Below are 17,756 nucleotides of genomic sequence, written 5' to 3'. Positions count from 1 at the left end.
ACGGGACCCGCCGGATGGCCGAAGGTACCGTGATGAAGAGCGAGCAGACCGTCCCGCAGCGCACCGCCCAGGCTTTCGCGCGAGTCATCGTGACTCGATCCGACCTCCGTCTGGCCGGCATGACGGGACGGGACATCACGGCTTCCGTGAGAGCGGGAACGATCGTGCGGTTGCGGCGCGATCGATACGCCGTGCGACCCGTCACCGCGGACATAGCAGAGGCGGTCCGCATCGGCGGACGACTGTCCTGCCTATCGCTGCTGCGGATGATCGGTGTGTTCGTGCTGACGTGCACGGCGCTGCATGTGCACGTCGTGCCCGGCACGTCGCGCGTGCGAGCGCCGAGAGCGTCGACGACCCGCGTGCACTGGGATGCCGTCACCGACGACCGTGCGCCGCTGCACGTCGGGTCGCTTCGTGACGCGGTGCGTCTGTCGATAAGGTGCCAGCCACCGCGCGCGGCGATCGCCACTCTCGACAGTGTCCTGCACCATGGACTGCTGTCGGCGGAGGAGTTGCGGGAGATCTTCGAAGGCCTGCCTGCCCGTTTCCGACCGCTGATCGGGCTCGTGGATGCCTCGGCCGAGTCCGGGCCGGAGACGTTCGTGCGGCTCGTGCTGCGGAGCCTGGGGGTGCGCTTCGAGACGCAGGTGACGATCCCGGGGATCGGCCGGGTCGACTTTCTCGTCGAGGGCTGGCTGATCGTCGAGTGCGACAGCAGGGCCTTCCATGAGGGGTGGGACAAGCAGGTCGACGACCGCCGTCGTGACATCGCCGCGGCGCGCGCAGGCTACGTCACCGTCCGTCCTCTGGCGACGGACATCCTGGACGGTTCGGACACCGTCCGGCGGCAGCTGGCCGAGGTGATCGACGCGTTCGCGGCCCGACTTGGCGCTCATAACTCCTCATCGATCCCGGTCCGCTCCGGGGCGAACGCCGGAACGGCGCCGGCCGGCCGCCGCTCATCCGCGCTCCATGAGGAGTTGTGAACGGAGTCAGAGCCGGTCGGCGAAGGCCTGGATCAATTCGGCGGCCGGACTCGCGTCGCTGATGAGCGTCTCGTGGCCGTGGCCGCGGATCACCTCGAGTTCGGCGTCAGGGACCAGGTCGAGGATCTCCTCGCACCAGCTCATCGGCGCGAGCGGGTCGGACTCGCCGCGCAGCACCAGCACGGGACAGTCGATGCGGGGGAACGCGTCCTCCGGCCGGTGCACGATCATCGCGCGCATCTTGCGGATCAGATGCGGCCCACCGCGCAGGTACTCTCTGGCGCCGCGCCACAGCACGACAGGGGACTCGCCCAGAAGATCCCACAGCAGGTAACCGGCCTGGGCGCCGATCGTGCGCGCCGCGCTGTTCACGCTCGGACCGGCGAGCACGGCTCCGGCCACGAGCTCGGGATGCCGCGCGGCGAGCTCGGCGGCGACCTGGCTCCCCATCGAGTGGCCGATCACGACGACACCGTTGAGGTCGACGGAGCGCAGGTAGGCGGCGACGAGATCGGCGTGGCGTTCCATCGTCAGCGTGCGCACCGGTTCGGGCGCCTCGCCGAAGCCGGGGAGGTCAACGGCGACGACCTCGCCGCGCAGCCGGCCGGTCAGATCGAGGAACACACTGCGGCCCATGCCGATGCCGTGCAGCACGACGAACGGACGCCCTTGGCCGAATCTCTCGACGACGAGCGTTGCGCCGCCGTGTTCGAACTCCTGGATGCTGGCGGGGATGCCCTCGGGGGCGAGCAGGCGGGACGGCATATGAGGACGATATCCGAACGGCGATGTCCGTCGGCCGTGTGAGACTGGCGTGTGACCTTGCAGGATGCTCCCCACCCGATCGCGTTGAAGCCGAGTCTGCGTACACGCATCGCCCAGTCGTTGTCGGATCCCCTGCTGCGGGCGCTGGTCGCGTCCACGGCCGTCTCACGGATCGGCCGCGGCGTCTTCCTCTCGGTCACGGTCCTGTACTTCACGCTCATCATCGGCTTGTCAGCCGGTGAGGCGGCGGTGGTCCTCGCCGTCTCGAGCGCGTTCGGCGTCCTCGCGTCATTCCTCGGGGGATGGCTCGCCGATCGGTGGAGCGCGCGTCGGATGACGTTCGTCTTCGAAGCGGTCGGGGCGGTGCTGTTGGCGACGTACGCGTTCGCCAACACGTTCGTCGCCGCGCTGGTGATCGCCACCCTCGCCGGGTTCTTCGACACGATCGCGCATTCGTCCCGGTCGGCGATCATCGCCCGCGGCTTCGCCCCGGACAAGCGGGTGCACGCGCGTGCCGTGCTGCGGACGGTGACGAACCTCTCGATCGCCATCGGCTCCGGCATCGCGGCGATCGCTCTCGCGCTCGGCACGCCGGAGGCCTACCGGGCGGTCATCGTCGGTGCCGGTGTCATCGGCATCCTCGGGACTCTGCCGCTGCTTCGCCTGCCGGAGTCGGTCGACGCGCCGACCCGCAGCGTCGAACCGGTGCGGACCGAGACCGGCTCCATCGATACGCTCACGACGGCGGATGCCGTGCGCGCGGCCCGAGCGGACTGGCGTCGCCGCTCACCCTGGCGCGACCGCCGATATCTGCTGCTCACACTGCTCTCGGCGGTCTTCGGGATGCAGTTCGGCGTCGCCGAGCTCGGCGTCCCGCTCTGGATCACGACGCGCACCACGGCGCCGGAGGTCGTGGTCGCCGTCATCCTGATCCTCAACACGGCCCTCGTGGTGCTGTTCCAGGTCCGCGCGTCCCGCGGCACGCACGACGTGCGCACCGCGGGACGTGTCACACTGATCGCCGGGTGGCTGATGGCCGCAGCGTGCATCGTCTACGCGCTCGCCGCCGGTCTGCCGACCTGGGTCGCGATCGCCGTGCTGCTCTCGGCGGCGGTGCTGCACACGTTCGCCGAGATCCTGTCGCAGGCCGGGGCATGGGGATTGAGCTTCGAACTCGCCGACTCGGTACGGGCGGGCGCCTATCAGGGCGTGTTCGGCATGGGGTTCTCGGTCGGCGCGCTCGCGGCCCCGATTCTCGTCAACGCCACCGCGATCACGTACGGGCTGGTCGGCTGGGTGGTGCTCGCGGCGCTCTTCCTCGCGTCCGCCGCTGGCATCTGGCTGATCGCTCGCCGGGCGGCTGAGCAGCCGGTCCTGCGAGCATCCGATGCGGCCGAGGCGGCCGACGCGAGCTAGACGCGCACCACAGGGGAACGCCTGCGCCGATGACATCCTGCCCATCGGGATGGCGCAGACGCCCGTCGGCCCGGACCGGAATACGGTTGCCGAGACGGATCGGAGACCGTGATGATGCACACACCCCTCGACGGCGGTACGGCTGAGGCCGTCTTCGCCGAAGCACGCTTCCCAGGGGTGTGGCGCGAGCCGATCCGCAATCGTCGGATCGCCGAGCGCGCGCAGCAGTTCCTCGACCGGGCGCTCGTCGAGGCGGGGACGCCGATCCCGTGGTGGGGATTCGCCGACTACGTCCGGTTCGACGTGAACGGGGACCGGCAGCAGTTCGAGGATCTGTACTTCGACCGCCGGCGCCGCCTGTTCGCCGCGGCCATCGGCGCCTTGTTCAGCGATGACGTCCCGATCTCGGCGACCGAGGACGTGATGTGGGCCATCTGCGACGAGTACGCGTGGGCGCTGCCCGCGCACATCGCGCAGCTGTCGTCACCGCATCCCGAGGTCCCGCACGACGAGAGCATCGACCTGTTCGCCGCCGAGACGGCCTTCGCGCTCGCCGAGATCGTCGCGCTGCTGGGACGACGGCTGCATCCGCTGGTCGTCGCCCGCGTCCGGCGAGAGGTGGAGCGTCGCGTCCTGACGCCGTTCCGCGAGCGATCCTGGCCGTGGGAGACCTCGGAGACCAACTGGTCCGCGGTGTGCGCGGCGAGCATCGGCATCGCCGCCATGCACCTCGAGGCCGACGGCCTGGAGAGCATCCTGGATCGCTGCACCGCCGCCATGGACGTCTTCCTCGCCGGGTACGGGAACGACGGCATCTGCGTCGAGGGACTGAACTACTGGAACTACGGGTTCGGACATTTCGCGTTCTACGCCGAGGCGCTGCGCCAGCGCACCGGCATCGACCTCTGGCACGGTCCGCATCAGGACAGGCTCGCCGCTATCGTCCGCTACCCCCGTGGCGTCTCGCTCGGCGGGCGCGCGGTCGCCGCGTTCTCCGATGCCGAACCGTACGGCATGGTCGCCTCCGCGCTGGCCGGCATCACCGAGACTCTCGACCCGTCCTCGGCGGTCTCGCGCGAGCTGTGGTCGACGTCCGGCTGGGCGCACAACTGGGGGCCGGTGATCCGTCAGTTCGTGTGGGCGCGCGACCTGGCCGACGAGGTGGCCGACGCCCCGGCATCCGCCACCTGGTTCGCCGACGCGCAGTGGCTGGTCATCCGTGCGTCTGCGGGCGCGAACGAGCTGGGATTCGCCGCCAAGGCCGGCCACAACGACGAGCCGCACAATCACAACGACCTCGGGTCGTTCGTGCTCGCAGTGAACGGGGAACCGCTGCTGAGCGAGCTCGGCATGGGGTTCTACGACGCCGCCTACTTCCAGCCCGGTACGCGGTACGACAGCATCTCGGCCGGATCGCAGGGCCACAGCGTGCCGACCATCGGCGGCGTGCGTCAGCGTCAGGGCCGGGATGCCGCGGCGATCGTCGAGGAGGTCTCGGCGGGCGACGGCCACCTCGTGCTCGATCTGACCTCGGCCTACGATCACCCCGATCTCCGCAGGGCGCGCCGCACGCTCGCGTTCGCGGACGGGACGCTCACGATCTCGGATGAGTTCGCGCTCACGGACGCCGTGGAGATCGTCGACCGGATCGTATCGCTGTTCCCGATCGCCCTCGCGGGGGAGGCGGCGGTGATCCGCGGCGACCGCGGCGCTGTTCGGCTGACGTGGTCGGACGGCTGGGAGCCCAGGCTCGACGAGGCGCCGTTCCGCACGCACGACGGCGACCCCTCCACCGCGCACTTCCTGGATCTGGTGCGCACGGCGTCGAACACGCGGTGCACGATCACCGTTTCGGTCGTCTGATTACCTGCCCCGCGTTCGAATCGCTCTGTTTGCTCGAAATCGGCTGATTCCGAGCAAACAACGCGATTCGAACGGGCCCCGATCAGCCCGCCGGCCGCAGCACGAGCGTCTCGACGGTCGCGGCGTCCACCGCCTTCGCCGTGTACGCCCATCCGCGCTGTACTCCCGCCGCCCAGTCCGCGGTCTGATCCGTGTAGTGGTCGTCGAACGCATGGCCGGATGCTCCGGTGAGGTGGATCCAGCTGGACGCGTCGAAGTCGGACAGGTCCACGACCATCCGCATGGAGGGCACGGTCGTCGTCGCATAGGACGTCCCGAGCTCCCACCCCGTCGCGTTCACGATCGAGGCGCCGCCGCCCACCTTGTAGGGGCCACGGTTGAACAGCCACTCGATCGGCGCGATCCCGGATGAGCCGAGCGTGTCGCTGACGAGGGTGAGCGCGTGCAGGTCGCCCCAGCTCCAGCGCGACGGCGTCTCGCCCTGCAGCCCCGCCAGCTCGTCGTAGGCCTGCTCGGCCGACAGCGTCAGCATGGCGTCCATGCCGTCCACATCGATCGCCTCGTTGACCCACAGCGGGTCCTCCGGGTCGTCGAGCATGGCGCCGACGACCGTGAACAGGCGGCTCTGGCTCCCGAGCGGCAGCGGGGTCTCGCGGTTCGCGAAGATGTTCTGCGCCAGATTCGACCACAGCACGTTCGCGTACGCCGCCCCCGCCGATGAGGCGGCGTTCTGGGCATCCCAGGTGCGCAGGAGCTCGACCGCCTCCTGCGGCCCCTCGCCCTCGAGCTCCACCTCGCCCATGGCCGTGGCCAGCTGCTTGCCGATCCACATCTCGTCGTCCATCTGGATCGCCCGCATGTCGTGCGCGGTCAGCGGCGCCGCGGCCGCCCGACGCTCGATCAGGTGGGCGATGCGCCCCGCGCGGTACCCGTAGTCCCAGTCGCGGGAGAGGAAGTGCTCGTAGTCGTCCGTCACGATCGCATTGTTCGCCGTCACGATGTACCCGGATGCCGGGTTGTACGCCACGGGCAGCTCCTCGAACGGGATGTACCCGGTCCAGTCGTAGGCGCTGTCCCACCCGGGCTGCGGCAGCCAGCCGTCGCCGGCGCCCCGCGTGGGCAGGCGACCCGGAGTCTGGTAGCCGATGTTGCCCTCGACGTCCGCGTAGATGAGGTTCTGCGCCGGCACGTCGAACAGCGACGCGGCGTAGCGGAAGTCGTCGAAGTCCTGAGCGGTGGACAGCGCGAAGATCGCGGTCGACGTGGTCCCGGCATCCAGCGCTGTCCAGCGCAGACTGACCGCGTACTCGCCGTCGGGGACCTCCGGCGCTCCGGCCAGAGGCAGGACGGTGCCTCCCGTGCCGACCACCGGGTCGTCGCCGACGGCTGTGAAGTCGTCCGTCAGGCCCGAGATGATCGGACCGTGCGCGGTCTCGCGGACCGTGAGCGGAATGTCCTCGCCGCCGGCGACCTTGATGGTCTCCTCGCGGATCTCGAGCGGGACCAACTGGCCGTCGCGCCAGTACGAGTCGCCGTCCACGCGCTCGACATACAGGTCCGTGACGTCCGTGGTGAGGTTGGTGAAGCCCCACGCGACCTGGGCGTTGTGTCCGATCACGATTCCTGGCAGGCCTGAGAACGAGAAGCCGCCCACGTCGAACGGGCACTCCTCGGTGACCTCGGAGCACTTCAGCTGCACCTGGTACCAGACGCTCGGCAGGGAGGCGCCGAGGTGCGGATCGTTCGAGAGCAACGGCATCCCGGTCTCGGTGAGGTCGCCGGAGACGACCCACGAGTTAGACCCGATGCCCTCGCCGACGTCGCCGATCAGCAGGCTCGCGGCCTCGATGACGGAGTCGGCCTCCTGCCAGTCGACCGTCGTGAGGGCGGCCTGCGCGTCGGCCTCGTCCTCCGTCGGTGCCGAGTAGGCGGCCGGCTCCGCCGTGGTCTCCGACCCGAGCGCCGGCACGGAGGAGATCTTCGGGACGATCACGGGGTTCCGCTCGAACGGGTACTCCGGGTAGAGCTGCTCGAGCATGGCCTGGGTCTCGGCGGCGTCCGAGCCGTCCGCCCCGAGCTGCGACGCGAGGATCGCGCGCTCGGTCTCGTCCTCGATGTTCGTGCGCAGATCCCAGGCCATCGCCTTGAGCCATGCGACCGAGTCAGCCGGCTCCCACGGCTCGACCTCGTACTCCGGATTCTGGATGCCGAGCACGGCGTACTCCAGGCTGAGATCGGCGCCGCTGCGCGTCGCCAGATACGCGTTCACGCCGTCCGCATACGCCTGGTAGTAGCCGAGCGTGGTCTCGTCCATCGCCGCGACCTCATCCTCGGCGACGTCGCGCCAGCCGAGGGTGCGCAGGAACATGTCGGTCGCGACCTGGGACTCGCCGAACATCTCGGCGACCCGGCCGCTGGTCACGTGCCGACGGAAGTCCATCTCGAAGAACCGGTCCTGGGCGTGCACGAACCCCTGAGCGTGGAAGAGATCACTCGAGCTGTCGGCGGTGATGGTGGGGATGCCGGACGCGTCGCGCTGCACGGTGACCTGAGCCTGGAGCCCGTCCAGGTCCGCCTCGCCGGTCGTCTGCGGGAACGAGCGCCCGACGGTCCAGGCGAGGAAGAAGCCGGCGATCACGGCGATCACGACCAGGCCGGCGATCACGGCGAGCAGAACCGTGCGGACGCGTCGGCCGATCGATCGGTGCGGGGCCGCGGAGGTGGGCTCGTCTGTCGTCATCGTCAGGCTTCTTTCGGGTGGAGCTGTGAGACCGGGTTCCACCGGGTCGGGGTCCGCGTGTCGGGCCACGCGCACCTCGGCATCCTAACCCGGCGGGAGCCCTCCCACGGAGTCGGCGCCGTCACCCGATCAGGCTCGGCTGCAGGTCGCGCAGCGTGCGGCGGTGCGTCATGCGGGTGACTCCGACCATCGCGAGCAGGAGCGCTGCGACGAGCCAGATCGCGAGCACGGCGAGATCCCATCCGGCGCGGGCGAGGTTCCCGCCGTACATCAGCTGGCGCATGGCGTCGACGACGTACCCGAGCGGCAGCACGTGATGCAGCGCGGCCAGCGGCGCCGGCAGCGTCTGCCACGGGAACGTCCCACCGGCGGTGACCAGCTGCAGCACCATCAGGACGAGACCGAGGAACTGCCCGACCGAACCCAGCCAGACGTTGAGCGCGAGGATGATCGCGGCGAACGTCGCCGAGGCGAGCATCAGCACGCCGAGCGTCCCGATCAGGTTGTCGAACCGGAACCCGAGCGTGATCGACAGGACGCCCATCAGCCCGACCATCTGCAGCGCGCCGAGCGCGGCGGGTGTGAGCCAGCCCGCCAGAGTGACCCTGATCGGCGAGTGCAGCGCGGTGACCGCGCGACGCGAGATCGGCTTGACGATGAGGAACAGCGCGTAGATGCCGATCCAGGCGGCCAGCGCGGCGAAGAACGGCGCGAGTCCCGCGCCGTAGTCCTCGGCGGAGGCGACCTTGTCGCTGGACACGGCCACGGGGTCGGCGATCGTATCGGCCTGGCTCGTGCGCAGCTCGGGGGTGGAGGCCGGGATCCGATCGACGCCGCCCTGAAGGCCGTCGCGGAGCTGGACGGTTCCGTCCGCGAGCGTCGACAGCCCGTCGCGCAGCCGGGCGGCGCCGTCGTTCGCCGCCGCCGCTCCGGTGGCGGCGGTACCTGCGCCGGTCGCGAGCGTCGAGGCGCCGTCGGCGAGGGTCGAGGCGCCCGCCGCGACCGACGCCGACCCGGCGGCGAGCTGATCGACCTTGTCGACCGCGGCCTGCACGTTGCTGTTCCCGTCCTGGAGCCGCTGGCCGAGGGGATCGAGGCGGGCCAGTACCTGGTCGATCTGCTCCGCGGTGAGACCCTGGTCGGTCAACAGGGTCTGGATGTCGGTGCGCACCTGCGGGAGGGTGTCCGCGGCCTGCTGCACCGCGGAGCCGGCGCGATCGGCGGTGTCGGCGAGCTGCCGATTGCCGTCGCTGACCTGCTGCGCTCCGCTCGCGAGTGTCGCCGCTCCGTCGGACAGCGTGCGGGCGCCCGTGGCGAGCTGGGCCGTGCCGTCGGCGAGCTGCGCGGTGCCGTCGGCGAGTTCCGAGCTGCCGGATGCCGCGGATGCCGAGCCGTCGACGAGCTGCGTCGCGCCGTCCGTCGCCGTGACCATGCCGTCGCGGACGTCGCTGAGCCCCGTGAGGAGCTTCTCGGCCGCCTCGCTGCCGACCATCTCGGCCACCGAGCTGCGGATCTTCTCCACCGCCTGGGTGCCCATCGAGGAGGCGAGGTAGTTGTTGGCGTCGTTGGTCTCGAGTTCGATCCGCGCCTGGTGCGGGTCGGTTCCGGATGCCGAGGTGAGCGCCTCGGAGAAGTCGGCCGGGATCGTGACGGAGAAGTCGATGTCGCCGTCGTGGAGGGCCTGTGCGGCCTGTTCGGCGGTCATCTCCTGCCAGTCGAACGCGTTCCCCTCGATGAGGTTCTCGGCGACGTCTTCGCCGTAGTTCGCGGGGTCGTCGGCGGTGCCGGATCCGGTGTCCTCGACGACCAGGGCGACCGGGACCTCGGAGAACTTGCCGTACGGGTCCTGATTGGCCCACAGGTACAGGCCGCCGTAGAGGATCGGCACGCACATCAGCGCGAGCAGCGCGACGACGCCCATCCTGCTGGCGGTCAGCCGGCGCAGCTCCGCGGCGATCATGGCCGGCACCTTCATCGCACGTCCTCCTCTGCTGCGTCTTCCACGTCCTCCTGCGGCAGCGCGAGCGGCTCGATGGGTCCCGAGGCGTTGATGGCACCCAGCTCCTGCATCCGTTCCAGTGCCACAGCGGCCGAGCCGCCGAGGATCACGAGCATCGCGATCCCGCGGTCGGCGAACTCGCCGGCGATGCGCCACCACCCGTCGGGCCTCCCGCCATGCCGGTCGGGGGAGACCAGCACGATCGCTTCGACGCCCTCGCGCAGCACGGCGAGTTCGCACAGGATCCGCACGCGCGCGGCGGGGTCCACGGTGCCGATGGGGGCTGCGGCGATGTCGTCGTATCCGAGCCCGGTGAGCCAACGCCGCGCGTGCAACGGCGTCGCCGGCCTGCCCGCGAACATGAGCTCCTCGCCGACGACCCCGGCCAGGGTGATGTCCGGGTGCGGATCGCTGACGTCCGGGGCGTCGACGAGCGCGACCGTTCTGCGCAGCGCCTTCGCATCGGTGGCGCCGTCGATGCTCACGTGCCCTGTCTCGGGCTTCATCCGGCCGCTCGCGATCAGCCCGAGGACGGTGGGGCGCTGCTCGGTCTCGGCGAGGGCGTAGCGGACCGCGCCGCTGTGGAACTCGAGGCTGGTCGTCGGCAGGGCGCGGCCCTTGCTCACCTCGTGCAGTGCGACTCTCATTCCTGCGCCTCCGGGCGTGCGATCTCGGGATGAGCGGCGAGCAGCTCATCGGCCTCGCGCCAGGAGAGTCCGGCAATGCTCAGCACCGACCGCACGGCCAGGTTCTCGGCGCCGGTGCTCGCGGCATCCGTGCGGGAGACCACGGTGCGCGCCATCTCCTCGATCAGGCGACCCACGGTGGGGGCGGCGAGGTCGGTGCGGAAGCTGCCGTCCTCCTGGCCGCGGCGCACGAGCGCCGCCACGGTGCGGCGCAGCGGGGCGAGCGCCTCGGCCGTGTCGGCGACGTGGGCTTCGTCCAGCGCCAGGGCGGCGGCGACCTGCACGTGCGCGGCCTCCTGCCACAGCCGCGATGCGAGGCGGGCGAGGGCGATGCGGGCATCGGCGTCGTCGACCGAGGCGGCGATCTCGTTGAAGCGCTGGGCGCCGTTCGCGATCAGCTCGCGGATCAGCGCGTCGCGGTCCTCGAAGTGGCCGTACAGGGTGCGGCGGGAGAGGCCGGCGCTGCGGGCGATCACGTCGACCGAGGCGTGGGGGTGGTTCGCCAGGGTCTGGCGGGCCGCGTCCAGGATGCCGGCGCGGTTCTCGACGGCGTCGCGGCGGAGTGCACGGGAGGTCATGCCTCCAGGGTAACTATCATGCACAACCGTGTGCAAGTTAATCCAGTCGACTCACAGCATCCGCTCTGCCGCGCACAGAAACGGGGGCCGACACGCCGGATGTCGGACCGAACCGTGGGAACGGTCGGACAGATGGCGTGTCGGCCCCCGAACGGAGTCGACGGCGGGCGTCAGTCGGTGCCGGAGTCGAACGCGGCACCCTCGGATGCGGCGTCGACGGCATCCGCCAAAGCCTCGTCCGTCTCGGCGAGCGTGGTGCCCTCGACCGAGTCGGTGATCTCGTTGGCCTCACCGGCGGTCACGCGGCCGACGAGCTCGCCCGTCGCGCCGCCCACGAGTCCCAGGCCCGCGTACTGCTCGAGGCGTGCGCGCGAGTCGGCGATGTCGAGGTTGCGCATCGTGAGCTGTCCGATGCGGTCGACCGGACCGAAGGCGGCGTCGCCGACGCGCTCCATCGAGAGCTTCTCCGGGCCGTACGACAGGTTCGGCGAGACGGTGTCGATGATCGTCCAGTCGTCGCCGCGACGCAGACGCACCGTGACGGAGCCCGTGATCGTCGAGCCGACCCAGCGCTGGATGGATTCGCGCAGCATGAGCGACTGCGGCTCGAGCCAGCGGCCCTCGTACATCAGGCGGCCGAGGCGCCGACCCTGCTCGTGGTACGTCGCGAGGGTGTCCTCGTTCAGGATGCCGTTGACCAGGCGCTCGTACGTGATGAACAGCAGCGCCATGGCCGGGGCCTCGTAGATGCCGCGCGACTTCGCCTCGATGATGCGGTTCTCGATCTGGTCGCTCATGCCGAGACCGTGACGTCCGCCGATCCTGTTGGCCTCGTCGACGAGCGCCACCGGGTCGGGGTACTCGACGCCGTTGATGGCCACAGGGCGGCCGCGCTCGAACGTCACGGTGACGTCCTCGGTCTCGATCTCGACGGACGGGTCCCAGAACTTCACGCCCATGATCGGGTCGACGGTCTCGAGCGAGACGTCGAGGTGCTCGAGGGTCTTGGCCTCGTGGGTGGCGCCCCAGATGTTGGCGTCGGTGGAGTACGCCTTCTCGGCGGAGTCGCGGTACGGGAAGTCGTGGGCGACGAGCCAGTCGCTCATCTCCTTGCGCCCGCCGAGCTCGGTGACGAAGTCGGCGTCCAGCCAGGGCTTGTAGATCCGAAGGCGCGGGTTGGCCAGCAGGCCGTAGCGGTAGAACCGCTCGATGTCGTTGCCCTTGTAGGTCGAGCCGTCGCCCCAGATGTCGACGCCGTCCTCCTTCATGGCGCGCACCAGCAGCGTGCCGGTGACGGCGCGGCCCAGCGGCGTCGTGTTGAAGTAGGTCTTGCCGCCCGAGCGGATGTGGAACGCGCCGCAGGCGAGGGCGACGAAGCCCTCCTCGACCAGGGCGGTCTTGCAGTCGATCAGGCGCGACTTCTCGGCGCCGTACTCGAGTGCGCGCCCGGGGATCGATTCGATGTCGTCCTCGTCGTACTGCCCGAGGTCGCCCGTGTAGGTGTACGGGACGGCGCCCTTGTCGCGCATCCAGGCGACGGCGACGGAGGTGTCGAGGCCTCCGGAGAAAGCGATGCCGACGCGCTCGCCGACGGGGAGGGACTGAAGGACCTTGGACATGGCTCCCAGTCTATCGGCGCGCGGCGTGTCGCCTTGGTCGGGCGACTCGGAGGCCCGCCGCGAACGAATCCTGGGCGAATTCGTGACGAATCCGTGCCGACGCCGTCTTACCAGTAGAGGTTGATGATTTCGCCTCGTCGACGGCGCCCCTCCGGCGCCCTGACTTAAGGAGCAGACATGGCTGAGCAGGTTTCCGGGATGACGGCCAAAGCGCGCACCGCGGGGACGGTGTCGGGCGAGCAGGGACGGACGGTCATCGACGACGCGGTCGTCGCGAAGATCGCCGGCATCGCGACCCGCGAGGTCGAGGGCGTCTACGCACTCGGTGGCGGTGCCGCCCGTGTCGTCGGTGCGATCCGTGATGCTCTGAACTCCACCGATCTCAGCCAGGGCGTCAGTGTCGAAGTGGGTGAGCGTCAGGTCGCGGTCGACATCACGATCGTCGCCGCCTACCCCGTCTCGCTCCAGAAGGTCGCCGCGGACGTGCGTGTCGCCGTCTACCGCGCGATGGAGGAACTCGTCGGCATGGAGGTCGCCGAGGTCAACGTCACCGTCAACGACGTGCACATTCCATCGGACGACGAGGACGGCTCGGAGGAGGCGCGAGTCCGGTGACGCCCACCGTGACGGGGGCGGTCATCGCCGGCGCGCTCGCCGTGTGCTGGGTCGCTTTCGGCTTCTGGGCGTTCGTGCTCGTCGCCCTCGCGACCCTGGTCGGAGCGGGGATCGGCTGGATCGTCGACGGCCGCGTCGACGTCAGGGCGATCGCCGATGCGCTGCGCGGACGTCGCTCGTCGTCATGACGATGAACGGACCGTTCGGCGGTCGGACGACGATCACCGCGCGGGCGCTGCACCGGCTTGCGATCGGGGTCTTCTCCGACGCCGCCGGGGTGCGCATCGATCGGGTGCGCGTCGAACTGGAGGACCAGCGCGGCTCGCTTCGGGTCTCGGTCACGGTGCCGGTTCTGCTCGGCCGCTCCGACGACCTCGTGCAGAGGGGATCGGGAATCCGCAGGAGGGTGATCTCGTCGCTGGAGGACCTCGCCGGGCGCCGTGCCTCGGCAGTCGACGTCCGGTTCTCGGGGATCGAACGCACAGACAGGAGAGTGCAGTGATGGACAAGGCGCGCGTGTACCGCCGTGTGCTGCGCAGGGAGACGCACGCTTCGCGCACGACGCCGGCGGTCGTGGCGGCGGCTGTGCTGATCGTGCTCATCGTCGCCGGCTTCGGCGTGATGGCATGGTCGGTGCTCGATGTGGGGATCGCGCACCAGGTGTCGACGTATCCGGCGAGGGCGGGGATGGGGATCTTCGTCGCCGTCGGATGCATCGGCATTCTCCTGGCCGGGTTCTTCCTGGCCGCGGCGCTGCTGCCGGGCCGTCGCGCTCGCCGGGCCCGAACGGACGATGAGCATGCACTTCTCGTGGATGACGGTGTGCTCGCGGATGCCACCGCAGACGCCGTCGCGGCGCGATGTGGGATCGCGCGCTCGCAGGTCAGCGTCGTCGTGGGGCGACGCTCCGTGCGCGTCGAGGTGGTGCCGACCAGCGGCGTCGTGGTCGACGAGGAGTCCGCACGGCAGGCCGCCGTGCGGGTGTTCGATGAACTCGGATTCGTCGTGGATCCCACGGTCGTGGTGGCGCAGCGCGGGGTCGTCGCATGAACGCGACCAACCGCGTCGTCAATCGCGTCGTCCTGGTGGCGGCCGCCCTCGTGCTGGGCGCCGGGGGCGCCGCGCTCCTCCTGTACGGCGCGGGGTGGGCGTGGGCGGAACCAGTGCGCGACGGGGTCGATGCGGCCGTCGCCGGGGCGAGTGACCTGCTCGGGGGCGCTTCGGTCGCCGTGGCCGACGACCGCCGCATCCCCGTGGCAGCGCTCCTCGTGGCCGGTGCGGGCCTGATCCTGGTGGCGCTCGCGGTGATCTTCATCGCGACACGAGGTGGCGGACGCTCCTCCACCGTGCTGTCGGCCCGCGAAGCCGGCGGCGTCACATCGGCCGACGCGAACATCGTCCGCGCGATCGTCGACGACGCCATCGGCCGCCGCTCGGACGTGATCGCCGGGCACACCGACGTCCACATCGTCCGTGGCGAGCCCGTGGTGCGAGTGCGGGTGCGTCCGCGTCGCGGCGCGGATCTGGTCGGCGTGGTCGCGTCCGTGGCCGCGGCGATCGACGAGTGGGCGGTGTTGCGCGGAACGCGGATGCCGGTGCTCCTGCATCTCAGTGAGCTCCGCGTGGTGGACCGACTCCGATCCACGACACGGGTACGGTGACGCGGATGACGGTGACACGTCTGGAGGACGTCGACGACGCGTTGATCGTGACGCGTGCAGTGGATGGGGACACTGCCGCGTTCGCGGTCCTCGTACGCCGTTACGGGCCGATGATGCGGGCTCATACGCGTCGGCTGCTCGGGGGAGCGCCGACGTCGACGACATCGTCCAGGACACGTTCGTCGTCGCGTGGCAGCGTCTGGACGAGCTCGACGACCCCGCTGCGGTGCGGTCGTGGCTGATGCGCATCGTCAGCCGTCGCGCCATGGACCGCCTTCGCGCGACACGACCGCATCTCGATGTCGACGATCTCGACCACGCGGCGCCGGCGGAGACCGCGCCTCCCCGGATCGTCGAGGCGAGAGCGCGCGCCGCTGCGCTCGACGCGGTTCTGGCGGAGCTTCCGGAGGCGCAGCGGCAATGCTGGATCCTGCGCGAGCTCGGCGGGCAGTCGTACGAGGAGATCGCCGACGAGCTCGCCGTTCCGGCATCCACTGTTCGGGGCCTGCTGGCCCGTGCCCGCAAGTACATCATCGTGAGGATGGAGCAATGGCGATGACCCCAGACTTCGACCATGAACACCTCGATGGACACACCATCCAGGAGCTGAGCGCTTATCTCGACGCCGGGCGCGAGCCGCCCGATCCGTCCATCGACGACTCGCCCGGATGTCAGCTCGCGCTGGATGCCCTCGAGCGGCTGCATGGCATGGCACCCGAGCTGCTGCAGGCCGACGAGGAGGACGTCGCACGTGTCGATGACACGTGGGTGGATGCGGTGATGGCCGGCATCGCCCTGGACGCACGCGCGGGAAGGCGGATCCCGTTCACCAGCGAGGACGGCGACCTGGCGATCACCGAGGGGGCGGTGCGCGGGCTGGTGCGAGCTGCGGAGAACCGGGTGCCCGGCGCATTCGTCGGACGATGCCGGTTCGACGGCGACGTGACGCAGGTGGGTGCGCCGATACGGGTCGACGTCGACGTGAGCGTGCTGTACGGGCACCGCGTACGCGACGTGTCAGAAGCCCTCCGGGCCGAGATCTTGCGCAACCTGCGACGTCACACCGATCTCGTGATCGTCGGCGTCGACATCCGCGTCCATGACGTCCACCTGCTGCCTGTCGCCCAGAGAGGGGAGTGAGCGATGACCGACGAGGAACTCGCCACGGTGCTGGAGACCGCCGTCACCGGTGTACCGGGAGTCGTGGGCGTGTTGCGGTCCGGCTCGCTGCTGGGCAACGCGCTCGGAGCCGCGACCGAGGCGGTCGGGCTCCGCGACGGGGGTGCGCGGTTGCGCGCCTCCTCGGGCGCCGAACGCACGCGCGTGGAAGCGGCGATCGCCGTCGGGGATTCGAAGGCGGCGTCGGCCACGATCGCGGCCGCGCGTGATGCGATCGTGAGGACCGTGGCAGAGCATTCGCTGCCCCCGGCCGACGTCGTGCTGACCGTCGTGCGGGTGGAGCCGGTGTGAGCAGGCCGCACAGGTGCGCGGGATAGCCTGAAGGCTCCTGCGCTTCTGGAGAACCATGCCCCGCACCCTCGGAACCCTGCTCGCCGCCGGCCTGCTCGCCATCGGCCTGACGGCCTGCACGTCACCGGATGCCGCGCCGGACGTCCCGACGACGCAGGCTTCGGCCCCATCCGAGGCTCCGGAAGCGGATGCCGGTGCGGCCGCCACCGATCTCTGCGCGGCGGGCGACGGCGGGGGCCAGGCCTGCGTGATCAGGGGCGGCACGGTACCCGGTGATCTCGCGTTCTCCGGATACGAGGTCGTCAAACTCATCGACACGACGTTCGATGGCACTGTCACGGTCGACGGCGTGCGCGAGCTCGTCGTGACGAACGCGCGGTTCGGCGCCGACCTGTCCGTCTCCGGCGTCGACGGCGTCGTCATCAAGCTCTCGCAGGTCGCCGGTTCCGTGAGCATCGCGGATGCCCAGCACGCCATGCTCGTCCAGAACACGGTGTCCGGCGACCTGACCTGCGAGGCTGTCCCCGCTGACGGCGACGGCAATCAGGTCGGCGGCACGGACACCTGCCCCACGCGCTGACGCGGGACACGCCGCAGGGCGCTCGACCCGTCCGGGGATTTTCGCACCAGAGTGATGCTCGGAGGTGCGACATGGTCGAGGCGATCCTGTGGGGTTCGGTGGCCGCGGCGCCGCTCATCGTCGGTGCCGTTCTCGCCACGCTCAGGGCGTGGCCGCCGAGATGGCTGGGCATCGTGCTGGGTTTCGGCGCCGGCGCGCTGATGGCGTCGATCGCGTTCGAGCTCTGGGAGGAGGGGCTCGAGCTCGCCGGTGCGCTGCCGTTGACGATCGGGGTCGCCGCCGGAGCGATCTGCTATTTCATCGCCGACCGCATCGTCGAGAGGCGGGCGACCTCGTCCGCGGGTCAGGGCGCTCCGCTCGCCGTCGGCGCGCTGCTGGACGGCATCCCCGAGCAACTCGTGCTCGGCATAGGGCTTGCCTCCGGCGAAGGGGTGAGCGTCGCTCTCGTGATCGCGATCCTGGTCTCCAACCTGCCGGAGTCGATCGGCTCGGCATCCGACCTGCTCGAAGGCGGGATGAAGCGCACCCGCGTGCTCGGCCTGTGGGCGGGCGTCGCCGTCGTGTGCGCGCTGGCGACCGTCGCGGGCTTCGCTCTCGCGGACGCCGTGACCCCCGAGTTCCGCGCCGCTGCCAGCGGGTACGCGGCCGGCGCGCTGCTGGTCATGCTCGTGGACTCGATGGTGCCGGACGCGCAGTCCAAGGCGAAGGACCTCACCGGCCTCGCCACGGTCCTCGGATTCGCCGTCGCCGCCGGGCTGTCGTTGGCGGGCTGAGC

General features: G+C 70.4%; 19 protein-coding genes. 13 read left to right on the top strand and 6 right to left on the bottom strand.

The genetic code is table 11. The features are described from left to right. Positions 1–32: 32 nt before the first annotated feature. Entirely contained in the window at positions 33–989 is a 957-nt protein-coding gene (locus OED01_RS15615) for a hypothetical protein (protein ID WP_264156201.1), read from the top strand. A gap of 6 nt (positions 990–995) precedes the next feature. On the opposite strand, the gene OED01_RS15610 is transcribed toward OED01_RS15615, so the two are convergent. After that, entirely contained in the window at positions 996–1,754 is a 759-nt protein-coding gene (locus OED01_RS15610) for an alpha/beta fold hydrolase (protein ID WP_264156200.1), read from the bottom strand. Positions 1,755–1,805: 51 nt separating this feature from the next. Between OED01_RS15610 and OED01_RS15605 the strand changes: the two genes are divergently transcribed. Both OED01_RS15605 and OED01_RS15600 read left to right on the top strand, forming a co-directional pair. Then, entirely contained in the window at positions 1,806–3,170 is a 1,365-nt protein-coding gene (locus OED01_RS15605; RefSeq protein ID WP_264156199.1) for an MFS transporter, read from the top strand. A 111-nt stretch (positions 3,171–3,281) separates the two neighbouring features. Then, entirely contained in the window at positions 3,282–5,033 is a 1,752-nt protein-coding gene (locus OED01_RS15600; protein WP_264156198.1) for a heparinase II/III-family protein, read from the top strand. A gap of 82 nt (positions 5,034–5,115) precedes the next feature. Here the strand turns inward: OED01_RS15600 and OED01_RS15595 are convergent, their stop codons facing one another. From OED01_RS15595 to argG, 5 genes are all read right to left on the bottom strand, one after another. Next, entirely contained in the window at positions 5,116–7,773 is a 2,658-nt protein-coding gene (locus tag OED01_RS15595) for a penicillin acylase family protein (RefSeq protein WP_264156197.1), read from the bottom strand. A gap of 121 nt (positions 7,774–7,894) precedes the next feature. Then, entirely contained in the window at positions 7,895–9,748 is a 1,854-nt protein-coding gene (locus tag OED01_RS15590; protein WP_264156196.1) for a YhgE/Pip family protein, read from the bottom strand. Then, positions 9,745–10,419 (bottom strand): hypothetical protein, encoded by a 675-nt coding sequence (locus tag OED01_RS15585; RefSeq protein ID WP_264156195.1) that lies wholly within the window; start codon positions 10,417–10,419, stop codon positions 9,745–9,747. The genes OED01_RS15590 and OED01_RS15585 overlap by 4 nt, the downstream gene beginning before the upstream one ends. Next, on the bottom strand, positions 10,416–11,036 hold the full coding sequence (locus OED01_RS15580) for a TetR/AcrR family transcriptional regulator (RefSeq protein ID WP_264156194.1): 621 nt from the start codon (positions 11,034–11,036) through the stop codon (positions 10,416–10,418). The genes OED01_RS15585 and OED01_RS15580 overlap by 4 nt, the downstream gene beginning before the upstream one ends. A gap of 170 nt (positions 11,037–11,206) precedes the next feature. Next, a complete protein-coding gene (gene argG, locus OED01_RS15575; protein WP_264156193.1) occupies positions 11,207–12,655 on the bottom strand; it encodes an argininosuccinate synthase in 1,449 nt (482 codons plus the stop codon). Positions 12,656–12,853: 198 nt separating this feature from the next. Between argG and OED01_RS15570 the strand changes: the two genes are divergently transcribed. The 10 genes from OED01_RS15570 to OED01_RS15525 all read left to right on the top strand — a co-directional run bounded on the left by OED01_RS15570 (position 12,854) and on the right by OED01_RS15525 (position 17,754). Beyond that, the gene (locus OED01_RS15570; protein WP_264157988.1) at positions 12,854–13,270 is read left to right on the top strand and encodes an Asp23/Gls24 family envelope stress response protein; all 417 of its coding nucleotides are present in this window, start codon (positions 12,854–12,856) and stop codon (positions 13,268–13,270) included. Beyond that, on the top strand, positions 13,267–13,458 hold the full coding sequence (locus tag OED01_RS15565; RefSeq protein WP_264156192.1) for a DUF2273 domain-containing protein: 192 nt from the start codon (positions 13,267–13,269) through the stop codon (positions 13,456–13,458). The genes OED01_RS15570 and OED01_RS15565 overlap by 4 nt, the downstream gene beginning before the upstream one ends. Continuing rightward, positions 13,455–13,772 carry a hypothetical protein gene (locus OED01_RS15560; protein WP_264156191.1) on the top strand — a complete coding sequence of 106 codons (318 nt, stop codon included), beginning with the start codon at positions 13,455–13,457 and terminating at the stop codon, positions 13,770–13,772. Before OED01_RS15565 ends, OED01_RS15560 begins: the two co-directional genes overlap by 4 nt. Continuing rightward, a complete protein-coding gene (locus tag OED01_RS15555; RefSeq protein ID WP_264156190.1) occupies positions 13,772–14,320 on the top strand; it encodes a hypothetical protein in 549 nt (182 codons plus the stop codon). Before OED01_RS15560 ends, OED01_RS15555 begins: the two co-directional genes overlap by 1 nt. Further along, a complete protein-coding gene (locus tag OED01_RS15550; protein WP_264156189.1) occupies positions 14,317–14,931 on the top strand; it encodes a hypothetical protein in 615 nt (204 codons plus the stop codon). The genes OED01_RS15555 and OED01_RS15550 overlap by 4 nt, the downstream gene beginning before the upstream one ends. After that, the gene (locus tag OED01_RS15545) at positions 14,882–15,490 is read left to right on the top strand and encodes an RNA polymerase sigma factor (protein WP_413231591.1); all 609 of its coding nucleotides are present in this window, start codon (positions 14,882–14,884) and stop codon (positions 15,488–15,490) included. Before OED01_RS15550 ends, OED01_RS15545 begins: the two co-directional genes overlap by 50 nt. After that, on the top strand, positions 15,481–16,071 hold the full coding sequence (locus OED01_RS15540) for an alkaline shock response membrane anchor protein AmaP (RefSeq protein WP_264156188.1): 591 nt from the start codon (positions 15,481–15,483) through the stop codon (positions 16,069–16,071). Before OED01_RS15545 ends, OED01_RS15540 begins: the two co-directional genes overlap by 10 nt. A 3-nt stretch (positions 16,072–16,074) precedes the next feature. Next, positions 16,075–16,401 (top strand): hypothetical protein, encoded by a 327-nt coding sequence (locus tag OED01_RS15535; protein ID WP_264156187.1) that lies wholly within the window; start codon positions 16,075–16,077, stop codon positions 16,399–16,401. Positions 16,402–16,456: 55 nt separating this feature from the next. Continuing rightward, complete coding sequence (locus OED01_RS15530; RefSeq protein WP_264156186.1) at positions 16,457–16,981, top strand: hypothetical protein; 525 nt, start codon at positions 16,457–16,459, stop codon at positions 16,979–16,981. A gap of 71 nt (positions 16,982–17,052) precedes the next feature. After that, positions 17,053–17,754, top strand: coding sequence for a ZIP family metal transporter (locus OED01_RS15525; RefSeq protein ID WP_264156185.1), 702 nt, complete (start codon positions 17,053–17,055; stop codon positions 17,752–17,754). Positions 17,755–17,756: the final 2 nt, after the last annotated feature.

It is taken from the genome of Microbacterium sp. M28, from assembly GCF_025836995.1.
In the GTDB taxonomy this organism is placed as follows: domain Bacteria; phylum Actinomycetota; class Actinomycetes; order Actinomycetales; family Microbacteriaceae; genus Microbacterium.
The sequence above is the reverse complement of the archived record's forward strand: the minus strand, read 5'-3'. Positions and strand labels throughout refer to the sequence as shown.